This is a genomic window from Liquorilactobacillus mali (assembly GCF_001437155.1).
GTDB lineage: Bacteria > Bacillota > Bacilli > Lactobacillales > Lactobacillaceae > Liquorilactobacillus > Liquorilactobacillus mali_A.
Genome location: NZ_JQAR01000036.1, coordinates 2,104 through 3,149 on the forward strand (window position 1 = coordinate 2,104; position 1,046 = coordinate 3,149).

The window sequence follows — 1,046 nt, forward strand, 5'->3', positions numbered from 1 at the left end:
GTTTTTAAAAGTTCTTCGGTTTGTTCGACCGAAAGGTTATCAGCTTGAAAGTATTTTTCGAGCAAAGCCCCTTTTTGAATTAATCGGCGAGAACGGACTTTGCGTGCTTGGCGGCTTTCATAGTATTTAGATTGCCGTAATTTAAAATCTTCCCGCTCAATTTTTTGTTTTAAACGCGCTTGCTGCTCGACTAGTTTTTCATATTGATTAGACATAGAATTTCCCCATCTCGTATGGCTAATGATCTACGGACTTTACCTTTAAAAATTCAGAAAATTGCTTGGCTAAAAGCTTAATCTTATCGTTAGACAAATTAGCATAATCTAAATTGGCTTGACTGATGATTTGTTTACCTAGCCGTTGTTCAATCTTATTTTTTTCGTCCTTAATTTTTTGATTAAGGGCTTTTAATTTAGCTTCTTGTTTTTCTAAGTTACTTTGAGACATAACGATCCCTCCAATCATATTAGAAATAATCACCGACACTATATCATAAGGGAAACGTTAAGTCAAAGTATAAAAGTTGAAATAGCGAAGCGGAAGGCATACACTAAAAGTAAATTCAGGAGAATCAGCAGACCGAGTGAAACGAGGTCAATGCGCACTTATACACAACAACTAAAGTTGGTTGTGTTATTGTGCTAAACACTTGTATTAGAAGTCGCCGTTGGCGACAACAAAATCAAACCCATAAACCCAAAGAAAGGTGGTGACCGACATGGCAATTTTTCACATGAGCTTTAGTAATATTAGTGCTGGAAAAGGAAGAAGTGCAATTGCTGGAGCAAGTTATCGAAGTGGCGAAAAATTATTCGATCAAAAAGAAGGTCGAAGTTATTTTTATGCTCGGTCGGTTATGCCAGAAAGCTTTATTTTAACACCAAAGAATGCGCCAGAATGGGCGAGTGATAGAGAGAAATTATGGAACGAAGTTGAAAGAAAGGACCGTCGAGCAAACTCACGGTACGCTAAAGAGTTTAACGTGGCTCTACCAGTTGAATTAAGTGAAGATGAACAGAAAGAATTATTGACAAAATATGTACAAG

The 1,046-nt window shown here is 36.9% G+C and carries 3 protein-coding genes; 1 reads left to right on the forward strand and 2 read right to left on the reverse strand.

Annotated elements, in window-relative coordinates; genetic code table 11:
* Both IV36_RS10850 and IV36_RS10855 read right to left on the reverse strand, forming a co-directional pair.
* The coding region (locus IV36_RS10850) for a hypothetical protein (RefSeq protein WP_056992483.1) at positions 1-215 on the reverse strand (215 nt) is incomplete at its 3' end.
* Positions 216-237: 22 nt separating this feature from the next.
* On the reverse strand, positions 238-465 hold the full coding sequence (locus IV36_RS10855) for a hypothetical protein (RefSeq protein WP_076621456.1): 228 nt from the start codon (positions 463-465) through the stop codon (positions 238-240).
* Between the two features lie 253 nt (positions 466-718).
* Here IV36_RS10855 and IV36_RS10860 point away from each other — a divergent pair.
* Positions 719-1,046 (forward strand): MobA/MobL family protein (locus IV36_RS10860; RefSeq protein WP_056992477.1); only part of this gene is annotated, 328 nt, incomplete at its 3' end.

What these genes read in the sequence shown, in the direction of transcription:
- IV36_RS10855 (WP_076621456.1), bottom strand. Translation starts at nt 465, where the DNA reads ATGATTGGAGGGATCGTTATGTCTCAAAGTAACTTAGAAAAACAAGAA.